We start from the raw sequence: 21588 nt of genomic DNA on the forward strand, positions 1-21588 counted from the left end.
GAAACGAATTTGTAGAAAAGGAGAATGAAAACTATATGGATCCAAATCGTTTAAAAGGAATCATAATGGTTGTAATTGGTGCTTGTTTATGGGGATTGTCCGGAACAGCTGCACAACAACTTTTTCAATATGAAAATGTTTCTACTGAATGGTTAGTTACAATTCGATTGCTTATATCTGGCGTTATCTTGCTCCTTATTTCATCATTCGGAAAGAGAAAAAAAGAAATATTCGGCATATGGAAACAAAGATCTGATGCTACTAAAATGATATTGTTTGGCCTATTCGGTATGCTTGCTGTACAGTACACGTACTTCGCTTCTATTAAAGAAGGGAATGCTGCCGTCGCAACATTATTACAATATTTAGCTCCTATATTTATTACTGTATACTTACTTTTCAAGTGGAACGTTCGGCCATCAAAAATTGATTTCATTTCCATTACCCTTTCATTAGTAGGCACTTTTCTCTTACTAACAAATGGGTCTGTTCATAACTTGGCTGTTTCTACACCGGCTATTATTTGGGGTATTTTATCTGGATTATCTCTTGCTTTTTATAGTTTATATTCAAAGGGATTACTAGAAAGATGGTCTTCCTCTGTCATCGTTGGATGGGGCATGATTATTGGGGGTATTGGCGTTACGATTCTACACTTTATTTCTACAAACGAATTCATTTTATTATCGACTATGAAATATGTAAAACTGAGTACCCTACCGCTCATCACATTTGTCGTCATTTTCGGAACACTGATTGCATTTTATTTATACTTAGACAGCATACGATACCTGACTCCGAAAGAAACGACATTATTCGGTTGTACTGAACCACTCGCAGCTATTATTTCTTCTGTACTTATATTACACGTACCCTTTCAATCTTTTCAGTTATTAGGGGCTTTTTGTGTCATTGTAATGGTGCTCATCTTAAGCCAAAAACCGGATGAAGGGAAACAGGAATTAAAGTTTGTTCATGAGAAAAAAGAAAATATACAATGAAAGGATTGAATTCACTATGCCTATCCCTCAAAATTATAAAAAACAAGGAAGAGTTTCGGCAAAATCACTCGTTTTAAATCAACTACAAGATTGGATTATTGAAGGTGTACTGCAGCCTGATGAAAAAATTAATGATGGGGAATTGGCTGAAGCACTAGGAGTAAGCAGAACACCTGTAAGAGAAGCACTTCAAATATTAGAGCTTTCTGGATTAGTGGAAATGGTACCTGGGCAAAAAACAAAAATTGCTCCTATTAAGTTAGACGACATTCCTATCATTTATGAAACGATGGCTGGTCTTCACTCTATTATAGGAAAGCAAGCACTTCAAAACATTACAGACGCTGATCTGAAACTACTTTCTGAAATAAACGCTGATTTTCAGCGCTCTATAGAGAAGAAAAACGCAAAACAAGCTTTAAAACTAGATATACAATTTCACAATACAATTTCTTCTATTGCTAAAAACCAATATATTGAACCCTTTCTAGAAAATATGCAACTTCACGTTTTACGCCTTGAATATTTGTTTTTCCAAAACTTTGTTCCAGCAAGTCAATCTATTGAAGAACATCACTCTATCATTCAAGCATTGCAAAAGCAGGACGAAAAACAAATGAAACAAATGATGTCTCAAAACTGGCTCCGTCCAATGAAAGAAATATCAAAAATAATTTCTACGAAATAATAATAGAGCTGGTTACACAAAATCGTAACCAGCTCACCTTTTACTAATCTATATAGTTATGCCTGAATATCTGCATATTCTTCCATATCTTCGTACTCTTTTTCCAATTCCTCTAAAGACAGCTCGTATAATTGTCGGTCGCGAATTTTAAACACACCTGCTCCAATTAACTCATCAATTAAATGCCTCTTACGATTTTCAACAGCAAAACGGAGTTGACTACTCATCTTTTAAAAAACTCCTTCCTACAATCATTGAAAATGATAATCTTTATCAATTACCATTTTTGATTATAAAAGATGACTCTTTATAAGTAAAGTAATTTCATGAAATATTTACCTTACAAAGTATTTGTGGCCACATTATATATATGTATGCCGTGCGAAAAATGTTATGACACATTTTCTTATCCTTTTTCTTTCATACTTTGCAAGTTGTCTCAATATGATTAAATTCACCATCTATTTCTACTTGAATAGTGACATGTTCTACATGAAACTTCTCCTTTAATACATCCGTAGCCTCTTTTAATACATTTTGCGTTTCATCACCTTTAATAATCAAATGGCAAGTTAATACTTGAAAATCAGATGTGACAGACCATATGTGCAAATCATGAACTTCTTTTACAACCGTAATATTTAATAATGTACTTTTTACCTCTTCAACATTTATGTGCTGGGGTGCACCTTCCATTAATATATGGACGGTATCACGTGTTACACGCCATCCACTAATAATGACTAAAATAGACACAAGAATACTAGCAATCGCATCAGCAACAGTCCATCCGAAAAATTTAATACATAGCGCTGCAATAATCGCTCCGACTGATCCTAATAGATCGCCTAATACGTGTAGGAAAGCACTTCTTAAATTCAAGTTACCCTTCACATCTCCGCCTCTCATTAATATCCAAGCTGATAAAATATTAATAAGCAGACCAAGTACAGCAATAATGAGCATCCCATTACTAGCAATCTCAACTGGTTCTTTAAAACGGCGAATTGCTTCAATAAAAATGTATACTGAAATGACAATAAGAACGACACCGTTACATAATGCCGCTAACATTTCGACTCGCTTATACCCGTATGTTTTCGCAGCTGTTGCTGTTTTTTCTCCAAGCTTAAACGCAAGTAAACTTAATGCTAAGGATACTGCATCACTTAACATATGCCCCGCATCAGATAGTAGTGCTAAACTATTTGTTACAAATCCCCCAATCACCTCAGCAATCATAAAACTTGTCGTTAATACGAAAGCAATTAGTAACGCCTTTTTATTGTTAGAATGACCGTGATCATGTGAATGCCCCATACCAATACTCCTTTAAGTGCAATATCTGTACATTAGTATGAAACAAACTCCCCGTCTTTATCCCGTATTAACTGCCCGTAAACGCCCGCTTCCTCTGTATACACACTTCGCTTCTTTTTAAATAAGTCCTTTTTCTCAACAAAAAATAAGACTACTTCTTTTTCAGCTTCATATTGTTTACTAATGAAAGAATTTTTAAGGAGGTTACTAAAATGAAACGTTTATTTCTCTGTATGGAACGTGAACTAGTTGTAGTGAAAGAACAATATGGTAACTATGAAACAACGTATCACTTACAAAATATGCAACCTACCTGTATCGCAGTTGATCCATTCCAAAAGAATCGTGTATATTGCGGCACATTTGGACGAGGTTTATGGCTAAGTGACGATGGCGGGGATTCGTGGAAACCGATTGGAGATTCATATCGTTACTTTGATTTCCCTAAAGAAGATGGTATTTTACACTCTTCGATAACTTCCATTACGATAAGTCCTAATGAACAAGTTAACGGCTATGGCGTCGTTTATGTCGGCTCAGAACCGAGCGCTTTATTCCGTTCTGAAAATGGTGGTGAAACGTGGACTGAACTTAAAAATATGAAATCATTATTATCTTCTTATACGTGGGCTTTTCCGCCTAGACCTTTTACCCATCATGTACGCTGGATTACAGTTGATCCAAACAATCCAAATACAATCCATGTTTCAATTGAAGCTGGTGCTGTTATTCAAAGTAATGATAGAGGGCATACTTGGATTGATAAAAAATTCGGTGCTCCTATCGATGCGCATCAATTGCTTATGCACCCTGAAGCTCCAAATCGCCTTTATGCATCATGTGGTGATGGTTTTATGGGCGGACCTGATCGCGCATACCTTGAAAGTTATAACGGTGGAAACAGCTGGATCTCATGCAGTGAAGGACTTGAACACCATTATTTATACAGCATGGCTATCGATCCGGCTGATTGTGATACAATTCTCGTTTCTGCCGCACCGAGTGCTGACCTCGCTCATCACCATATTCCTTATGAATCTTATATTTATCGTAAAACGAAAGATACTCCTTTCGAGCAAGTACAACAAGGTCTACCATCTGCAATCGGTACAGTCATTTCGATGTTTGCGACAAATCCAGCAGAACCACATACATTTTACACTTTAAATAACAACGGCGTGTTTCAATCCAATGATAGCGGCGAATCGTGGGAACAACTAAACATTCCGTGGAAAGATGAGTATAAAACGCAGCATCCGCATGCATTGCTCGTAACTAATTCTTAACGAAAAAAGACTGCCTAATGGTTTTAGGCAGTCTCTTTTTTATTTCTTTAAGTCAATTACAATATCATCTAACGCAATACCCTTATTGCCTCCCAATCTTCGAGGCACAAAACGCTCCTTTACTTCTCCTCCAACTATTGTTACCGAGCCATAATTTTCAGGAGTGTGAATTCTTAAATTAATGTAAGGCGTTATTATTAACTTAGTCGCATTCTCATTAAGTTGTTGGAATGTTTCACTCCAATTAAAATTATAAGGATCTTCACCTGAGCCTCCATTTCCTTCTCCATAATACTGATTACCTATATCATCTCTCACTTTTAAATCAACATCCACTCCATCCCATACACCTCTTATTTCTTGAGCTACTTCTTGGTTGTAATATAGAATAAACGACATGGGTGTTATTTCCATTCTCTCCATATTAACTTTTACACCGTCTTTTTCTGCACTACCTCTAATCAATTTCTCTTTATTTTCTATTCCTTTTAGATTAATATTAAAATTCCAATCTCCTTTTATCTCTTCTTCTGTTTCTAAAATGTTTATACTTTGTATACTCCATTCAACATTCACTGTAGTTCCTTTATTACTAACTAGATCACTACTTGTTTTTATTAAACCTTCATATTTCCTATCAGCGACCTTAATAATTTCATTGCTTCCTGATTGGGCACCTGCTCCTTTAATAGTTAAAAAATCCAACGTACTTGGATTTTTACCTAAATCTCTGTTACTTTCTATAGAATAGTTTATTGATACTGTCTTACCATCGAAAATCGCATTATTAATCGTTATCTTAATTCCATTGCTTTCTTTTGTCATATTTAGTACTGTGGCGTATTGTTGATAATTATTATGAAGCCCCGTTTTCTTCTCTGCGTCCGCTTTATAATTTTCATATAACCCTGTTCTACCATTATCTAAAAATCGGAATATGTCACCTACAATTGGCAATCCCCCGGCATATGTAGGAAACCCGATACCAAGCGTTGCAACTGATAACCCTACTAAAATAGATGCAGCAGCAACACCTTTTTTCCAACTTTTCATCTTTTTCTTCGTACGTATCGATTGTTTTACATTACGTTTCACTTTTTCTTTTTCAATTTCAGAAGCCTCAATTTCCTCAATTTCTTTTTCATCTATATCAATATCATTTAATAGTTCATAAATGTCTTTCATATTGCACTACCTCCAAAACTAATTTTCGTAGCATTTTGTTGTAGTTTCTTTTTTCCACGGTACACACGATTATCGATCGCTGCCCGAGTTAACCCTAACTTATCTCCTATTTCTTCTGTCTTCATACCGAGAAGATATTTCATAATGAACACCTTTTGATCTAACGGTTCTAATTGATTAATAAGCTTCAATAACTCTTCCCTATCTTCCATAACGATTAATTCATCTTCCGCTGACTTTTCCGTACTAATATGAAACTCATCTGAAATAATTTCTACTTTTCTAGTCGCTTTCCGGTAATAATCAATCGCTTTAAATTTCGCAATCGCCGCTATCCATTTTTTAAAGTCACTCGGCTCTCCATGAAATTTATTTGCGTTATTCCAAATGGAAAGAAATATATCGTTTACACATTCCTCTATTAATCCATCATTTTGAACCGGAAGAAGGATTTTATGCGTTATTCCTTTTATAAGTGGTAAATATGTATCGACAACGAATTCTAGCGCATCTTCTTTTTGCCGTTGTAATCTTTTTATAAAATTTTTCTCATTTGATTTCATGTAGCGATTCCCCTTATTTTTTTGTAAAAGCTTTTACACCCTATATAACGTCTTACAAAATATTTTCTCTCATCTTTTTTATTTTTTGTATGTTATGGAATACTTTCCCTACGCCATTGTCTCACATAACTATGTATTACAAGAAAATTTTCTCAAGTCTGCAATTTAATTCATGTAGTACACTATTTATATAGTCATTCTTTAACTTGGTGTACATTTTACTCCGCATTAACGGGCAATAAATCCCACCTCAAAATTGGGCGAATGCGAGGAAGTTAGGTGGGAGATAACTGTCCGTAAAAGCCCGATTGGTTCAACTAATAATCAGTGGGGGATGGAAACCCCCCCACTGATTAAAGTTTCACTTTATTTCATTAATCTACTTTTCAACATTTTAAACTAGGAGATGAGATGTGTATGTGTGGAATTACAGGCTGGGTAAATTGGAATAAGGATCTTTCCAATGAACATGTTATTTTAGAAAAGATGGCAAATAGTATCCAGCATCGCGGTCCGGATGCTGAAGGATTTTGGTTTTCACCTCGTGCGGCCTTTGCACACCGTCGGTTAATCGTAATTGATCCAGAAGGCGGGACACAACCAAAAACATTTCGTGCTGGTGATTATACGTATGCTCTTACTTATAATGGAGAAATTTATAATTTCCGTGAACTGAGAGAGCAACTTCAACAATGTGGTCATGCATTTGAAACGCATTCAGATACAGAAGTATTACTACATGCTTATTTAGAATGGAAAGAAGATTGCGTACAACATTTAAATGGTATTTTTGCCTTTGCAATATGGGATGATCAAAAGCAACAATTATTTTTAGCACGTGATCATTTAGGCGTAAAGCCACTCTTTTATACAGAAAGAAATGACAGTATTATTTTCGGATCCGAAATAAAAGCGCTATTAGCCCATCCATCTGTCCCTGCTGAAATTGATGCAGATGGCATAAACGAAATATTTGGATTAGGATTATTTCGAACTCCAGGATGTGGCGTCTTTAAACATATTCAAGAAGTACGTGCTGGACATTCTATAACGTTTACACGTGATAAAAAAGTAGTTAAGAAATATTGGAATTTAGAAAGTAAAGTTCATACAGACTCTACTGAAGATACATCATCACATATTTTATCTATTTTACAAGATACAGTAAAAAGACAATTAATTGCCGATGTTCCTCTCGTTTGTATGTTATCAGGAGGATTAGATTCTAGCGGTATTACTGCACTAGCGGGTAAAGAGTTTGCAGCGGAAAATAAAACACTTCATACGTATTCCGTTGACTTTGTAAATAGTGCAAAAGATTTCGAGCTGACATTTGCTCGCACTGGTTTAGACGCTCCTTGGGTAAAACGTGTTTCCGAACATGTAGGGACATCTCATCATGACATTATTGTGAATGCTGAAGAATTAGCAAATCACTTATTCGTCCCTCTCCGTGCAAAAGATTTACCGAGTGCTGGCGAAATGGAAACTTCACTATATTTACTATTTTGCGAAATGAAAAAAGATGCAACTGTAGCTTTATCCGGCGAATCTGCTGATGAAGTATTCGGTGGGTACCCTTGGTTTCATCAAGAGGATTTACTATTTGTCGATAAATTTCCTTGGCTAACAAATTGGAAAAACACTTCCCCTCTTCTACTAAATGAAGTAAATAACCAATGCAACTTAGAAAACTATATTGATACACGCTTCCAAGAAGCGATTCTTGAAGTACCTACTCTTGAAGGGGAAAGTAAAAAATCTGCGAAACAACGCCAAATGTTTTATTTATTTTTAACGAGATTTCTCCCGTTCTTACTTGATCGTAAAGATCGTATGAGTATGGCTGTAGGCTTTGAAGTACGTGTACCGTTTTGCGATTATAGATTAGTTGAATATTTATGGAACGTTCCTTTCAATATAAAAAGCATTGATAATATTGAAAAAGGCATTTTACGTAGAGCACTGCAACCTGCTTTACCTGACGATGTACGCAATAGAAGAAAAAGTGCTTATCCAACTTCACAAGATCCACATTATTTACAAACAATCCGTCATTTATCACTCGACTTGTGCAGTAATAAAAACAATCCTATTTTCTCACTTATTAATCATTCCACATTACTTGCCATTGCCGATGAAAGCAATAAAGAAATTAACAATTTTGAAGCAAGAAGTGCTATGGAATATATGCTACAAGTAAATGAATGGTTGAAAACGTATCATATTCATATTGCTTAACAAAAAGGAGTTCAAGGATAAAAACCTTGAACTCCTTTTATATTAATTAGCGCATTTTTTATTTTCAGTATCAATGGACCATCCAATAATTGTGGCACAATCTCTACCTTTCCACTGCAGTACATTTGTTAATACTGGCTCAATCTGTAAGCAACTTCCGTCGTGCAATATTTCTACTAAAGATTGATCATCATCAAATTTTCGTTTATCACACTCTAAAATACCGTCCGTTGCCATTACAATGTGATTCATTCCTTTTTCTAATCCTCTGACACCTGATGTAAAGCAAGGTGTATTTGCAGCAAAAATATTTTTCCTACCAATATATTCGTAATTCTTCCGTTTATTTAACCGCCCTTTACCATTCTTCGTTTTTTCAGAATGGAATAAATATGCGAAGCAATCACCAACCGATAGCCAATATAAAAATTCGCCTTTTCGTAAACAAATTAAGCATGCAAGTTCCTCATCATCTTGATCACATTTTTCAATAAACAATTCATCTGTAAATAACGCTAATAAGTACATATGCGTATGATGAAAAGCTAAATGTATCGGGTAAGAAAATAACTCTTTTAGTTTCTCTTTTCTTGCTGAAATTGCTTCTATTATATAATCAATATTTTTTGTTTTGTGGTGTGTATCAAAAATCATAACAAATTCAAATTGTAATTCAGGATCCCACCAAGCAAGTACCGCATCTCCTCGTTCATATGCATCACTCTCTTGATTTCCCCCATATACGCCGACTGAAAGAGGACCACATTTTTCAACATGTATTTCATCTACATACATCTGTTCATGACTCATCCATTTGAATGTATTCACAGCTATCATCCTCTCTCTTGCTAAATGTATACCTTTACACATAGATTACCTTATATTTCAATAAAAATAAACTTTTTCAACATTTTTTATCCAAATAAAAGGATTTTATTTCTATGTTCACGAATATATCTTACTATACGATATAAAAATAGGGGGATTTATCATTATGAAAGACATCAATCAACATTGGGAGAGCATTTATTATCACTTACGATATGAGTATGAGGACAACCTTTCTCACCAAGCCATTCGTATTTTACAACTCATTTCTCGTGAGAAAGATATAACAATTGGAAAAGTCGCTACTGAGCTTAGTCTCTCTCATAACACAGCATCAGAACACGTAAAGCGCCTTATTCAAAAAGGATTTATCATGAAAGAAAGAAATAAACAAGATGAAAGGGTCGTAAACCTTACTTTAACGAAAGAAGGCATTGAAATATTAGAAAAGCATACTTTACTAGATAAAGAAAAGATAAAAATATTAGAATCACAGTTATCAAAAGAAGAACAACAATTAATTGAAAAAGCCTTTTCTTTATTAGCGAAGGAGGCAAAATATGCATTTCCTCGTTAAAGTAATCGTTTCTGCACTTATTATTGGCGTTATTACTGAAGTCGCTAAACAATATAGTACGATAGGCGGCTTTATTGCTGCCCTTCCTCTTGTAAGTTTACTAAGCCTATTTTGGATTTCTTTAGAAGGCGGGAACAAACAAGAATTAAGTCAATTTGCTATAGGCGTATTATATGGATTTCCTGCATCCGCACTACTACTATTTATCGTCTATATTGGTCTAAAAAACTCATTTTCACTTAGTACATCTGTCCTGTTTGGTATAGGTGTTTGGTGTATCGTTTTTGCTTGTCAAAAATTATTTCAAGCTTAGTTAGGAGGGTTTATTATTTATAAATTTGTAGAGGTATTGGAGCAAACTATAGAAGTATATACAAAAGGAAGTAGTAAACAAACGGTAGTTATTCAGACCGGAATGGGTTGCTCATTTTATGATTGGCTCCCTATTATAGAAAAACTTTCACAACATTTTACAGTCATTTCATACCATCGCCCAGGTTACGGAAAAAGTGAACTAGGAAATTATTCGCGTACTACAAGACAAGCGACAAACGAACTTCATATGTTACTACATGAACTTGCTATTCACGAGCCTATCATTTTAATCGGTCATTCCTATGGAGGCTTATGTGCACAACATTTTGCGATGTTACATGAAGATAAGCTGCAAGCACTTATTTTAGTTGATTCTACTTCTATGAACTTACACCGATTAGATGAACTGCATTTACCAATTTCTGATCAAACGGATTCCGATGATATGTGGCTTCAAAAATATAATACATACTCCAAAATGGATATAGACATGCTTAATAATGAACTAAAACCTATACTCGTTGATCAATCAAGACAGTACATTGAATTTTCTACCTCCCCTCTATTATATAAAGCGACAGCTTCTGAACTATGTTCGTGGAAAAATTGTGCTCGCTTAATAAAAGAGTTATATAAAACATTAGAAACACCTTTAATCGTTATTGGTAGGGACCCTCAATATTCTATTACTCAGTTGACTGAGGATGGCATGCCAAAAGAGGAAGCAACACAACTAGAAACAATGTGGCAAGAACTGATTCATGAACAATTACAACTCTCAATAAATAGCCAATATATACTTGCCGAACATGCTGGTCACGGAATTGAAAATACTCGACCAGATATTATTATTGAAGCAATTCACTCCTTGCAAATAAAAAAAGGAAGCAACTAACGCTGCTTCCTTACTTATCTATTCATAATCTTCTTCATCATCGATTTCTTCATAATACGAATTCCCATTACTTACATATATAGGGCCATTCGCAACGTCAATACGTAATACCCATGCCCATGGCACAGCTAAACGCTTATGTATTGCCCGCCAAAAGCTCATTGATTTTCTTTCGTACTCCTGGAACTCCTGAAGTAACTCTTTGTAGGAGGAACCGTCTAACTGAATATTTGCTTCTAACAAACGAGAATGGGCATAGTACTGCAGCTCTAGTTCAGCAGCAATTTCCATTTCTTCTTCCGTTGCCATACCAATAATTGCTCCATCTGCTGGTACAATTTCAAATACGTTCTGAACTTCAATAAGCCCTTCTTTCTCTTTCTCAAACATGTAAACAGCCTCCTTTAACACATATTTTTTATGTTACAAAGTCATACTTCTACAATAACTTCTCCCTTTCCTCTTTTTTTGATAAACTTTTACAAATTATTTATCTGATAATCTGTAGACTGTATTCTTTCAGCAGAACTGAAACAATTATTATCAAAAGTTAATTTATACACGTCAGGCATATGAAGGGTTTTCCAAAACTGAAAATCATATTTCGAATCAAAATAATTCATTAGTAATACCATAATATTCCCATGAGCACCTATTACAATATTCTTACCTTTATATTTTTTTAATATACTTTGCATACATATTACAGCACGTCTTTGCGCTACATCATTTGATTCTCCGCCTTCGTATGCAAAAGTCCAGTCTTCCCATACCTTCTGAAGAGCATCATTAAAATCCTGTACTGGTTCTTTACTTAATAGCCTTTCCCGTAAATCTTCTTCCAGTTGTATTGATAAATTATATGTATTCGCAATTCCTTGCACAGTTTGCATTGCCCTTTTGTACGGACTAGAAATCACAACATCAATATGTTTATCTTTTAATAAGCGTGTTACATGCTGCGTATCTAACAAACCTTTTTCAGATAAAGGCCTTTCCCGTTCTTCTTTTGTATATGTAGAGTGGGCATGGCGAACAAAATATATTGTCGTCATTCATTCATCCCCCTTTTCTGTTTCTATCCAAATTCAATACATTACCATCAAATCCCTTTACCTTTATAATAAGTGCTGTCAAATTTGAATATTGATTTTCATATTAATAAAAGGGAAACACCTCTATGGTATTTCCCTCATTTAAAATAGACTACATTCAATTAAATACTTTATCAATTTTATTTCTGTCGTATTCTAATATCCAATCATTATATGTATGATAAATATCTCTAATTGTATTAGGAGAGGTAGCTAATACATCACAACCCCTATCATCATAAACGTGAAATATAGTATTCTTGTTAATATTTATGAAATACACCCTATGAAAAATACGCGGTTTTATTCCCATATCTTGATTACAAATTGCTTTTAGCATAGGAATGTATTTCAAGTCTGAAACTTTACATTTCAAAGTATATCTATGAGTTTTATATACCCCGTCTTCATCGTCTTCTGGAAAAATATAAGGGATTGTATTTTTCTGTAACTTAAACAAATCGGACTTCTCTTTTACATACTTAGAAAAGATATTCAATTTGTGTTTGAAAATTTCACCGTCTGCATAGTCATTTACATCCACTACGATATAAATATCATCTTCTGTTGCATGTAAAGACTGAAATAAAGTAATCGCTCTATTATAAACGCCTTCTAAATATGGGAAGTTTTCATAAATGTTATTGCAATCATAGTTCACACCTAATCTAAAGCGAATACCAATATCCCCATTATAAAATAGAGGTGGTCTAAGTTCTAAATTTGGAAACGTTTCAAGCATATACTCATTCAACCTCATCTCAATACCTACCTTTAATAGCACCTTGTTTACATAATAAAATTATTTTATTATAATTTATTTTTGAATTCCTCACTTGTTATAATGTCTCGAATAAAATAATCTACATTATTTCTCAGCTTTTGATATGCAACTTGATCTTCTATATCGTTAAACATAATGACAACTTCTACTTTATTCCCTTTCTTATCTGTAGTATACAAGCTTTTTGTCAATACGAATGCGGTAGAACCACCTTTTTGACCAGCATATTCGAACTTACTATTTTTAACTGTTCCTTTGAAAATGTTCTCGATTTCTTCTTGCATTGATTTTGGAAAATAATTTCTACTATTTATTTTTTCCATTATACTCATATAATCTTTAGCGTTTGCACTCACTAATCGATCTGACCAAATTCGCTGAAATTCCATATCTACCTTTAATGGAATATCCCGTTTTTTCCATTCTTCTTCATCTTTCATCCATTCATGAATTTGTAATACATGTTTATTATACTCATCCTTTGACATGTTACGTATCATTTCTAATGATTGATTTTCTGGCTCATGAAGCTCTTTTTCTACATACCCTCTCATATATAGTGAAGCAGTATACGAAGAGAATTTGTCATGACTAGTAAGCTCTAATTCTTTTATACTTTCATTTACCCTTTCTATTCCAAGCTTATCTAACAAATATGTTGTATTTGCATTAGAACTATAATGAATCATCCCTTTAGCGACTTCTTCTAAAGCGATCTGTCCATTTTTCACTAACTCTCTCGCTTTGGCATCTTCTAACCAGTCAGGATGCGCTCCACCATCAGTGTTTTTAACGTAATATTTTTCTAACTCCTGCAATGAAATTTGTTCATCTCGACTTATTTTTCCTTCTGACACTTGCTTAGCAAATTCAACTGCTATTACAATTTTGGCCATACTCGCTAATGGCAATTTTACATCTTCATTTATAGATGTTACTACTTCCCCATTTTTTCTAATTAGTAATGAACATGTTTTATCACCTTTATGCTCTTTTATGTACTGTAATACGTAATTAGGATCTTCTTTTGACAAATAGTACTTCATAATAAAAAAGAAAGCTATAGCGGCTACTATAATAATTCCTGCAACAATTCCTATAATCTTTAATATGTTCACAATATGCCCCCCCTTTACTAAGTTCCCTACTATATAATTATAACGAATCTAATTACAAAATTATACAAAACAGAGTAACTCTTCCTAAAAAAGAAAGAGTTACTCTATTTCACATGATGTTATTTGTCCATTTAACGTAACGACTATATTTGAGTCGCCACTTTCTTTAGCACCTTTTAATCGATTGGAGTTAGGAGGACCAATGACAACTGACTCCTTAATTTGCGAAAGGTCCTTCCCTAATTTTTCCGCACTTACACCGTATGCAGCTTGAAATACTTCTGGCGGTGTTAATCTAAGTATGTCTGATCCTTCTGCTGTTTCAAACTGATCGTTATTGAAGAACAAATGTAATTGTACTTCTTCTGTTACCGCTGTGATCCAATGCCACCATCCCATTGGAATAAAGACGGTTTGCCCCGCTTTTACATGATAATTTTGCAATTGATTCGTTTCCGGATTTAAGATAGATGTAATTGCTTCTCCTGATACAACAACATCTAATTCCCACGCATTCGGATGCCAATGTGGTTCCCGCATGTGCCCTTTTGTCATAAATAAATCGACAAACGCTCCACCGATCATTGCTGGTAACTGCGTTGACGTAACTTCATAGGCAACGTTTTTCTCATCTCTTTTAAAAAAGATGTTTTTTCTCGAATCAAAGAAAAGGTTTGGAGTTCCTGAACTTTTCTTTAAATTTTTATTATCTGGAACATAACCTGAACTACTCATTTTATCCCTCTTTTCCACTCCGAACATTTCTAGTTTCACACTGTATCGTATGGAAAAAATGTATGAATGTGCCTATCATTCACATAACAAAAAAACATGCCTTCATAAGGAGAGCATGTTTTGTGATATTCTTCACATTATTTAGTTAAAAAATAAATTTTTTACTTACCATGATGTAACATTAAATCACTAAGTTCTTCTTCAATGTGATTTAATTTCGCAACGCCTTCTTTCCATTTATGAATATAACGTGAAACCCCAACGATAAATAAAATGATAATTGTGGAAAGAATAATACCATACACGATTGTTACAGTACTCATAGTTACACTTCCTTATAATTAGTAATGTGGTTATTAGTTATATTTTTATTATAAACCTTTTTCTCTTAAAATACTTCGATTTCAACTTTTTGTAACAAAATTGATTTTTCTAATATTTCATTCGTAAAAATGGCATATTTTTCACAAATTATACAAAACTTCACCATATGTACTATTACCATATGAGTTATATTATTTAATAGGAAAAAGGGGATGATATACTATGACGACTTGGTTTATTGTTATGTTAGTTGTATTTGGGGCATTTAAAATTATCGTTTCGAGCCTTCCTAACACTGTTATTGAATCCATTATTAGCAAGTACGAAACACATCCGCAACTTGAAGAAGAGAATGCGACTGTTACAATCAATGGAAATAACTTAGAAGGCGAACAAAAATCCAAAATTATTCATGATTTTAACGAAGGTTTATTTTTAGATCGCTATTATGCACCGCCACACAATGAGGGTACGCCTTTAATAATCAATGCAAAACGTGGCAAAAAAGATTTTACATTTTATATTTATAGTCATGAAGAGCATGTTGATGTTGTAAAGCAACATAAAAAGAAAGTAGTTGCTTATAGTTTACGCTCTAAAAACCTTCAAAATAATGATATGTTCGTGTCAGCTGATTTAGCTTAATACTCATATATTAGAAAAAGGAATCCATGGAATATGGATTCCTTTTTACTATTCACTGAAAAATAAGCTCTGTCTTCAAACTATCTTTCGGTAACAACCATCCTTTTTGTTCTAAACTCTTCATTAATAATTCTCTTTGTTTTGTTGCAATACTTTCCTCTTTTGTTTTAAACGATACTTCTATTACGAAATCATCTTCTATTTTCCCTGTATTACTTAGTGGCCAAACTTCAATATTCGTTTTAATATTTTCAAATTCAGCTGTATACCGTTTCATTAATACAGGACCGTAAATACGAGAATTGTTGAGCATTTCTTCTCCCCAATTCGTATACAACCATTTGTTCATTTTCCCTGGCAACTTTTCTATTAACATGTTTTGAGCATCTCGTTCGTTTGGTAAATCAAGTACTCCATACCCTTTAGCACTGTAGCTTTTCTTATTTGAAATACTTAACGTTTTCTTCTCAAATCCCCAATCTATTTCTGCCTCATAGTTATCAGTTTTACTATCAAATCCATCCTTTTTAGCCACTTCTAGTGCATCTTGAATTACACCATTTTGAATGGGATATCTTTTTTTATATGTTAGCTCAAAATCTTTACTAAATTCTTTCTTTCGAATTCTCGCAAACCAACCTTCATTACTTAAATTTTTATTTGCCGTATCTAAAAATTGCACTTGTATTCTTTCATAATTTGTACCAGCCTTGAAATATTCTAGTACCTCTTGATTTATCTCTTTGTTATAACCTAATACTTGTTCTGGTTTTAATAATAATTTCACTTCAAAACTAGGTGTCATCGGACTGGCAGCAAACCCTTCCTTAACGTTATAAAGGAAACAACAAAAGAAAATGCTTACGAATACAAATACTTTTTTCATATACCTATCCCCTTTACATTTCAAATGACTTCTATACGTTCCATAGTAAGTGAATGTACATTTTCATACCCTGCCGTGCTAAGCTTTTTCTGTAATCGATCCGTATCCTCTTTCAAAGCGTGTACTAACACCGTATGTTCTGGTAATAGTGTATTTAACATTGCCTTAACGTCACTTATACTTTGATGAACTTTATAAGGAACTCGCTTCACCCTACATTCTTTATTTACACGTTCTTTCATAACCTTTTCTGCAAAACTCCCTTTAGCAATATGTCCTGTAAATATAATGGAATTTCGTTCTTCATATCGCAGTTGTTCATAATATAACTGCGCTCGTTTCGTTTGCATATTCGCATCACTCATTACAACTATTCCATAACTATTTTGCGTACCGATGTCATGATCCATAGCGATTATGTTTCTTTTTAAACTCTCCATAAGCCCTTCAAGTTCTTCATTATTTTTGAGCCAATCTTTATATGCGAACATCTCCTCAAATCCATGCAAAATTTCTTGATCTACTATAATGGGAAGTTCTTTATATTTTTTATACAAATACAATACGATATCTTGCGCCCTACCAAGCGGTGGCAACGGTAGTAATGCTATTCCTTTCTTTTGCGCAACTCCCTCAATTTCTGTACATAGTTCGTTTACTCGTTCATGTTGCGAAACATCATCAGTATGATAAGCTGCATCAACAATTGCGACTTTTATATCAGCGCGCAAATTCTCAGGTAAATTAGCTCGTAGTATGTTAGACTCTGCTGAGTAATCGCCAGAATAAAATACATATGTATGACTCATGTCCACTAAAAACCAAACAGCCCCCAATACATGCCCACTATACCCCCATTGAAAACGCAATGTAGGTGTAATCTGTATCCATTCATTCGGATTACTAATTTCATCAATATATACATAATTTAAATCTTTAACATTTTGGTCGTTATAAGGTACATTCCATCCTTGCGTCAAATTATAGTTTCTCCATTTTTCATAATAAACGGGAAGTTGCTCCTTCGTATAACGAGTCGTCCAAATTTTTTTCTTATATCCATACTTCGCTAATAAAGGTAAGCCCATCGTATGATCTTCATGAATATGTGATAAAAATACTGCATCTAAAAACGGTACAACTTCCCTCTCTATTTTTGGATAACTATCCTCATATGATCGATTAATACCACAATCAAATACTATTTTCGTCTCTTTATTTTTTACGAAGTAGCAAGAACGACCGTATTCTCCCGCTCCTCCCCATACTTCTATCCTCATCATGCTACCCCTTTTCGTTTTTGCTCCATATGTTGCAGAAGTAATAAACATATTGTTGTAAGTCCAACTGAAACGACAGCCATTGCCATGCCAATAGATACTTCTCCTTGTTCAAATTGAGCAAAAATAAATGTTGCTGAAGTTTCTACTGATGGAGGCAGTACGAGAAGGGATGCTACTAACTCTCTTATCGAGATTGTAAATGTCATCGCCCACCCAGCAAGAACTCCCGGGATAATAAGAGGTAATATTATTTTTCTAAAAATATAAATATAATTTCCAGAAAAAATACTTCCTGCCTGTACTAGAGAATCATCAATTTGCACGAGCGATGCTTTTACATATTGCACCGTATAAGGTAAAAAAAGAACAACGTACGTTACGATAACCATGACTGGCGTATTGTAAATTGACATGGGCATATAGGGTGAATTCCAAAATAAAATAAGCCCTACAACCATCACGATTCCTGGTACCATATTCGGTAACATACCGCACATATCAAGCCATTTTTCAGAAGAGTTTTTCCCCTTTCGAATCATAAGCGCCAAAAACACTCCAATAGTAGCAGCAATAATCGCTGTTATAAGTGAAAAAAGAAAACTGTTCCATAAAGCCTCTAATCCTGGAGATCCAATTGTAAACAATGCTTCATAATGGCTCGTTGTAAAGTTGTTTATATGTAAGCCACCGCCTCTTAATTTTGATAATGAAGCAATCATTATAGAAAAATACGGGATTCCAATTGATACGATTAATAAACCAATTACATAGCCCCATGCTACAATGCGTGTAAATATAGACAAAGTATACCTTTTAGACTTCACACCTTTTCCACTAACCATTGCATATGAATACTTTCGATTCAATACATTTTGCATATACCAAATGAGCATACACGCACTAAGTAATAAAGAAGATAATGCTGTTGCACTACTAAAATCAATCGGCCAACTCGAAATAAATTTATGAATCTCTGATGTTAACACATGAAATCCTATTCTTCGTCCGAATGTAGCCGGTGTTCCAAATTCAGCGATCGTCTTTACGAAAATGAGTAAAGCACCCATTACATAACTTGATACTAATAGCGGCAATATTATTTTTCGTAAACGATAGAAAAAGTTTCCACCATGAACTGCTGCCGCTTCTTCTTTACTACTTCCAATTTGAAGTAACGTGTTTTTCAACATGAAGTAAAGAAATGGGAATAAATGCAGACTCATAATTAAAACCATACCACCTAAACTAAAAAACGAAGATGAAATCGTCTTTAGCATCGGAAAAAACTGTTCGAAATAGCCGTTCGGTTGCATGAACAAAATCCAGCCCATCGATCCAATATACGGCGGAGTCATAAATGGAATCATAAAAATAATATCCAATTTACTATACTTTCCAACATCTGTTTTGCTCATAATGAACGCCAATGGAAATGCAAATACGGTTGCTCCTATTACTACGAGTACACCTAGAAGCATCGAGTTTAGAAAAATCCCAGCTAATCCACCACTCTGCATCACTTCAAAAGGCTTTAAAAAATTCCAACTACTATTTTCATATACGCTAGAAAATAAAATGAGGAAAAGCGGAATGACGATTAACATCGCCACAAGTAATAACGCTACCGTCATTCCAACTTGTCTTACTGATACGAATCGATTTACCATGTAATCACCATCTTATTGAAATACTTTCTTAAATTGTTTTCCTATTTCATCTTGTTCTTTCTCAACTGTTTTCCAATCAATATTTAATACCGGAATCTCTTCTACATTCGGTCTATTTTCTGCTTTTATATCTGTTCTGCCTGGTAATAAATACGCTTTAGCAACTTGTTTTTGCACATCATCTGATAATAAATAATCAATAAACTCTTTTGCACCTTCTACATTTTTACTATCCTTCATAATACCTGCTGCACGTGGACTAATAACTGTTCCGCTTTTTGGATACACAATATCAACCGGTTCACCCTTTGCTTTTGCACTGTACGTCATATAATCAACACCAGCAATGACCATGTCTTTCGCACCTGTTACTACTGGATCTAACGCTTCTTGATTTGCCCCTGCTACTGTAACTTCATTTTTCTTAAGCTGTTCAAATAAATTCCAACCATCTTTTCCATTCTTTTTCACATATCCTGTTACAAAGTCTAAAGCTGAACCTGAAAGTGCTGGATCTGGAAGATTCACTTTTCCTTTCCATTCCGCTTTCGTTATATCACTCCAATCTTCCGGCGCTGTCTTCACATTTTTTGTGTTATACACAATTCCTAACGCTGAAGCACTATATCCGAAATAATTTCCTTTATCGTCCGACCATTCAGAACGAAGCTTATCAGCTTGTTTCGCTTCTTTATAAGCTAACGTTTGCCCATCCTTTTTTAATCCTTCCATCGCTGGTAATGATGCAAGTACGACTACATCAACGACTGGATTTTTCTTTTCAGCTTCCATTCTCGCTAAAATCTTACCTGTTGTTCCTTGAAATATTTCTACTTTTATACCTGTTTTCTTTTCAAAGTCCTTTTGAATCTTTTCTGCTAATCCTTTTGGTCCTGCACTATATACAACAATTTTCTTTTCATTCGTATTTTTACTTTTTGCATCTGCATTACCTGTCTTTGAACTACACCCTGTTACTACAGCAGAAAATAATAACGTACATACAAATAAAGACTTAAGCGAACTGAATCTCTTCATACGATTCTCCCCCTATATGATGAATACATTTTTTTGGCACATATAACGATACTGGTTTACCGATGCTTAATTTACTATTGTGATAAACTGTCCATATTCCAAGTGCACCCATGTTTACTTTCATTTCATACCGTTCTCCTACATATGTAACGTGCTGAATTTCACCTGTATACATTTCGCAAACTTCATTTTTCGTCCAGCTCACATGCTCTGGACGAATCATTTGTTTACCCTCTACAAGCCAATTTGCCTTACCAACAAATTTTGCAACAAATTCATGAGATGGCTTCACATAAATGTCTTCTGGTGTTCCTTTTTGTAATACTTCTCCTTGTTTCATGACAATAATTTGATCTGACATTGACATTGCTTCTGTTTGATCGTGCGTGACATACAATGCCGTTAAACCAATTGAATGAACGATGTCCATAAGCTCTAATCGCATTTCTTCTCGCAAAATTGCATCGAGTGCACTCAGCGGTTCATCAAACAAAATAAAATGCGGTTTTGTTACAATTGCTCGAGCAAATGCGACACGTTGCTGCTGTCCACCAGAGAGTTCATGCGGATATCTTTTCTCCATCCCTTGCAAGCGAACTCTCTTTATTGCATCTTCTACTTTTTCCCGCAATTGATTCGTTTGCTTTGTAGCTCTTAAACCAAATGCAACATTTTCAAACACTGTCATATGCGGCCATAAAGCAAAATCTTGAAATACCATACCGATATTACGTTCATGAGGAGATGTTTTTATTTTTTTTGCACCAGAATACATGCACTTATCCCCAAAATATATTTCACCTTTATCTGGCTCTTCAAGTCCTGCAATCATTCTAAGTAAAGTCGTTTTCCCGCATCCCGAAGGTCCTAAAAGTGTGGTGAATTCGCCTTGTTTCATAACAATTTGTAATGGTTTCAACGCCTGTGTTTTTCCAAAGTTCTTTTCTAATCCATGAATTTTAATATCCATCGTATCACCTCTCTCCCCTTACTCTTAACCTGCTTTCATTCTATATGGAAGATTTATACTGAATGTTAATGTACTGTAAAGATTAAATTAAAAAACTTCTAATAAACTATTTATTTCTATAGATTTTTTCTATAGTTAGAAGAAA

Annotated in this window: 25 protein-coding genes; 8 read left to right on the plus strand and 17 right to left on the minus strand. The window is 34.4% G+C overall.

What is annotated here, in order from left to right:
- Positions 1–35: 35 nt before the first annotated feature.
- Positions 36–1001, plus strand: coding sequence for a DMT family transporter (locus tag AC1DMU_RS14960; RefSeq protein ID WP_088062944.1), 966 nt, complete (start codon positions 36–38; stop codon positions 999–1001).
- Positions 1002–1017: 16 nt separating this feature from the next.
- The gene (locus AC1DMU_RS14965) at positions 1018–1689 is read left to right on the plus strand and encodes a GntR family transcriptional regulator (RefSeq protein WP_088063410.1); all 672 of its coding nucleotides are present in this window, start codon (positions 1018–1020) and stop codon (positions 1687–1689) included.
- A gap of 56 nt (positions 1690–1745) precedes the next feature.
- Here AC1DMU_RS14965 and fbpA read toward each other — a convergent pair whose 3' ends face one another.
- Both fbpA and AC1DMU_RS14975 read right to left on the minus strand, forming a co-directional pair.
- Positions 1746–1916, minus strand: coding sequence for a Fur-regulated basic protein FbpA (gene fbpA / locus AC1DMU_RS14970; RefSeq protein WP_000098304.1), 171 nt, complete (start codon positions 1914–1916; stop codon positions 1746–1748).
- A gap of 193 nt (positions 1917–2109) precedes the next feature.
- The gene (locus tag AC1DMU_RS14975; protein WP_088062943.1) at positions 2110–3009 is read right to left on the minus strand and encodes a cation diffusion facilitator family transporter; all 900 of its coding nucleotides are present in this window, start codon (positions 3007–3009) and stop codon (positions 2110–2112) included.
- Positions 3010–3221: 212 nt separating this feature from the next.
- On the opposite strand from AC1DMU_RS14975, the gene AC1DMU_RS14980 reads away from it, so the two are divergent.
- Complete coding sequence (locus AC1DMU_RS14980) at positions 3222–4295, plus strand: WD40/YVTN/BNR-like repeat-containing protein (RefSeq protein WP_088062942.1); 1074 nt, start codon at positions 3222–3224, stop codon at positions 4293–4295.
- A gap of 39 nt (positions 4296–4334) precedes the next feature.
- Here the strand turns inward: AC1DMU_RS14980 and AC1DMU_RS14985 are convergent, their stop codons facing one another.
- Both AC1DMU_RS14985 and AC1DMU_RS14990 read right to left on the minus strand, forming a co-directional pair.
- Positions 4335–5480 (minus strand): DUF4179 domain-containing protein, encoded by a 1146-nt coding sequence (locus tag AC1DMU_RS14985; RefSeq protein ID WP_088062941.1) that lies wholly within the window; start codon positions 5478–5480, stop codon positions 4335–4337.
- Positions 5477–6043 (minus strand): sigma-70 family RNA polymerase sigma factor, encoded by a 567-nt coding sequence (locus AC1DMU_RS14990; RefSeq protein ID WP_088062940.1) that lies wholly within the window; start codon positions 6041–6043, stop codon positions 5477–5479. Before AC1DMU_RS14990 ends, AC1DMU_RS14985 begins: the two co-directional genes overlap by 4 nt.
- Positions 6044–6460: 417 nt before the next feature.
- Between AC1DMU_RS14990 and asnB the strand changes: the two genes are divergently transcribed.
- Positions 6461–8284 carry an asparagine synthase (glutamine-hydrolyzing) gene (gene asnB, locus AC1DMU_RS14995; protein WP_088062939.1) on the plus strand — a complete coding sequence of 608 codons (1824 nt, stop codon included), beginning with the start codon at positions 6461–6463 and terminating at the stop codon, positions 8282–8284.
- Positions 8285–8326: 42 nt separating this feature from the next.
- Here asnB and AC1DMU_RS15000 read toward each other — a convergent pair whose 3' ends face one another.
- Positions 8327–9154 carry a PP2C family serine/threonine-protein phosphatase gene (locus AC1DMU_RS15000; RefSeq protein WP_088062938.1) on the minus strand — a complete coding sequence of 276 codons (828 nt, stop codon included), beginning with the start codon at positions 9152–9154 and terminating at the stop codon, positions 8327–8329.
- 124 nt (positions 9155–9278) lie between these two features.
- Here AC1DMU_RS15000 and AC1DMU_RS15005 point away from each other — a divergent pair, with 124 nt between their 5' ends.
- From AC1DMU_RS15005 to AC1DMU_RS15015, 3 genes are read left to right on the plus strand one after another with little or no spacing between them, the layout of a single operon-like run.
- Entirely contained in the window at positions 9279–9689 is a 411-nt protein-coding gene (locus AC1DMU_RS15005) for a MarR family winged helix-turn-helix transcriptional regulator (RefSeq protein ID WP_088062937.1), read from the plus strand.
- A complete protein-coding gene (locus tag AC1DMU_RS15010) occupies positions 9673–10002 on the plus strand; it encodes a DUF3147 family protein (protein WP_088062936.1) in 330 nt (109 codons plus the stop codon). Before AC1DMU_RS15005 ends, AC1DMU_RS15010 begins: the two co-directional genes overlap by 17 nt.
- A gap of 36 nt (positions 10003–10038) precedes the next feature.
- Entirely contained in the window at positions 10039–10899 is an 861-nt protein-coding gene (locus tag AC1DMU_RS15015; RefSeq protein ID WP_088062935.1) for an alpha/beta hydrolase, read from the plus strand.
- An 18-nt stretch (positions 10900–10917) separates the two neighbouring features.
- Here the strand turns inward: AC1DMU_RS15015 and AC1DMU_RS15020 are convergent, their stop codons facing one another.
- The 7 genes from AC1DMU_RS15020 to AC1DMU_RS15050 form a co-directional block, all read right to left on the minus strand.
- Positions 10918–11289, minus strand: a complete 372-nt coding sequence (locus AC1DMU_RS15020) for a hypothetical protein (protein ID WP_046959012.1) — start codon at positions 11287–11289, stop codon at positions 10918–10920.
- A gap of 89 nt (positions 11290–11378) precedes the next feature.
- Positions 11379–11954 carry a histidine phosphatase family protein gene (locus AC1DMU_RS15025; RefSeq protein WP_088062934.1) on the minus strand — a complete coding sequence of 192 codons (576 nt, stop codon included), beginning with the start codon at positions 11952–11954 and terminating at the stop codon, positions 11379–11381.
- A gap of 157 nt (positions 11955–12111) precedes the next feature.
- A complete protein-coding gene (locus AC1DMU_RS15030; RefSeq protein WP_088062933.1) occupies positions 12112–12753 on the minus strand; it encodes a DUF3885 domain-containing protein in 642 nt (213 codons plus the stop codon).
- A 50-nt stretch (positions 12754–12803) separates the two neighbouring features.
- On the minus strand, positions 12804–13895 hold the full coding sequence (locus AC1DMU_RS15035; protein ID WP_088062932.1) for a serine hydrolase: 1092 nt from the start codon (positions 13893–13895) through the stop codon (positions 12804–12806).
- 99 nt (positions 13896–13994) lie between these two features.
- On the minus strand, positions 13995–14630 hold the full coding sequence (locus tag AC1DMU_RS15040) for a cupin domain-containing protein (RefSeq protein WP_060489788.1): 636 nt from the start codon (positions 14628–14630) through the stop codon (positions 13995–13997).
- Between the two features lie 161 nt (positions 14631–14791).
- Positions 14792–14953 carry a peptidase gene (locus AC1DMU_RS15045; protein ID WP_087983163.1) on the minus strand — a complete coding sequence of 54 codons (162 nt, stop codon included), beginning with the start codon at positions 14951–14953 and terminating at the stop codon, positions 14792–14794.
- A gap of 65 nt (positions 14954–15018) precedes the next feature.
- On the minus strand, positions 15019–15135 hold the full coding sequence (locus tag AC1DMU_RS15050) for a hypothetical protein (RefSeq protein WP_002011946.1): 117 nt from the start codon (positions 15133–15135) through the stop codon (positions 15019–15021).
- Between the two features lie 41 nt (positions 15136–15176).
- Here AC1DMU_RS15050 and AC1DMU_RS15055 point away from each other — a divergent pair, with 41 nt between their 5' ends.
- Positions 15177–15599 carry a YfmQ family protein gene (locus tag AC1DMU_RS15055; protein WP_073529983.1) on the plus strand — a complete coding sequence of 141 codons (423 nt, stop codon included), beginning with the start codon at positions 15177–15179 and terminating at the stop codon, positions 15597–15599.
- A gap of 52 nt (positions 15600–15651) precedes the next feature.
- Here the strand turns inward: AC1DMU_RS15055 and AC1DMU_RS15060 are convergent, their stop codons facing one another.
- The 5 genes from AC1DMU_RS15060 to AC1DMU_RS15080 are packed head-to-tail and all read right to left on the minus strand — an operon-like array spanning position 15652 to position 21443.
- Complete coding sequence (locus AC1DMU_RS15060; protein ID WP_000755323.1) at positions 15652–16485, minus strand: hypothetical protein; 834 nt, start codon at positions 16483–16485, stop codon at positions 15652–15654.
- Positions 16486–16505: 20 nt separating this feature from the next.
- Positions 16506–17768 (minus strand): MBL fold metallo-hydrolase, encoded by a 1263-nt coding sequence (locus tag AC1DMU_RS15065; RefSeq protein WP_142291710.1) that lies wholly within the window; start codon positions 17766–17768, stop codon positions 16506–16508.
- On the minus strand, positions 17765–19435 hold the full coding sequence (locus AC1DMU_RS15070; RefSeq protein WP_088062931.1) for an ABC transporter permease: 1671 nt from the start codon (positions 19433–19435) through the stop codon (positions 17765–17767). The genes AC1DMU_RS15065 and AC1DMU_RS15070 overlap by 4 nt, the downstream gene beginning before the upstream one ends.
- A gap of 12 nt (positions 19436–19447) precedes the next feature.
- On the minus strand, positions 19448–20473 hold the full coding sequence (locus AC1DMU_RS15075) for an ABC transporter substrate-binding protein (protein ID WP_088062930.1): 1026 nt from the start codon (positions 20471–20473) through the stop codon (positions 19448–19450).
- Positions 20451–21443, minus strand: coding sequence for an ABC transporter ATP-binding protein (locus AC1DMU_RS15080; protein ID WP_088062929.1), 993 nt, complete (start codon positions 21441–21443; stop codon positions 20451–20453). The genes AC1DMU_RS15075 and AC1DMU_RS15080 overlap by 23 nt, the downstream gene beginning before the upstream one ends.
- Positions 21444–21588: the final 145 nt, after the last annotated feature.

Source organism: Bacillus sp. 01N45 (genome assembly GCF_056399205.1).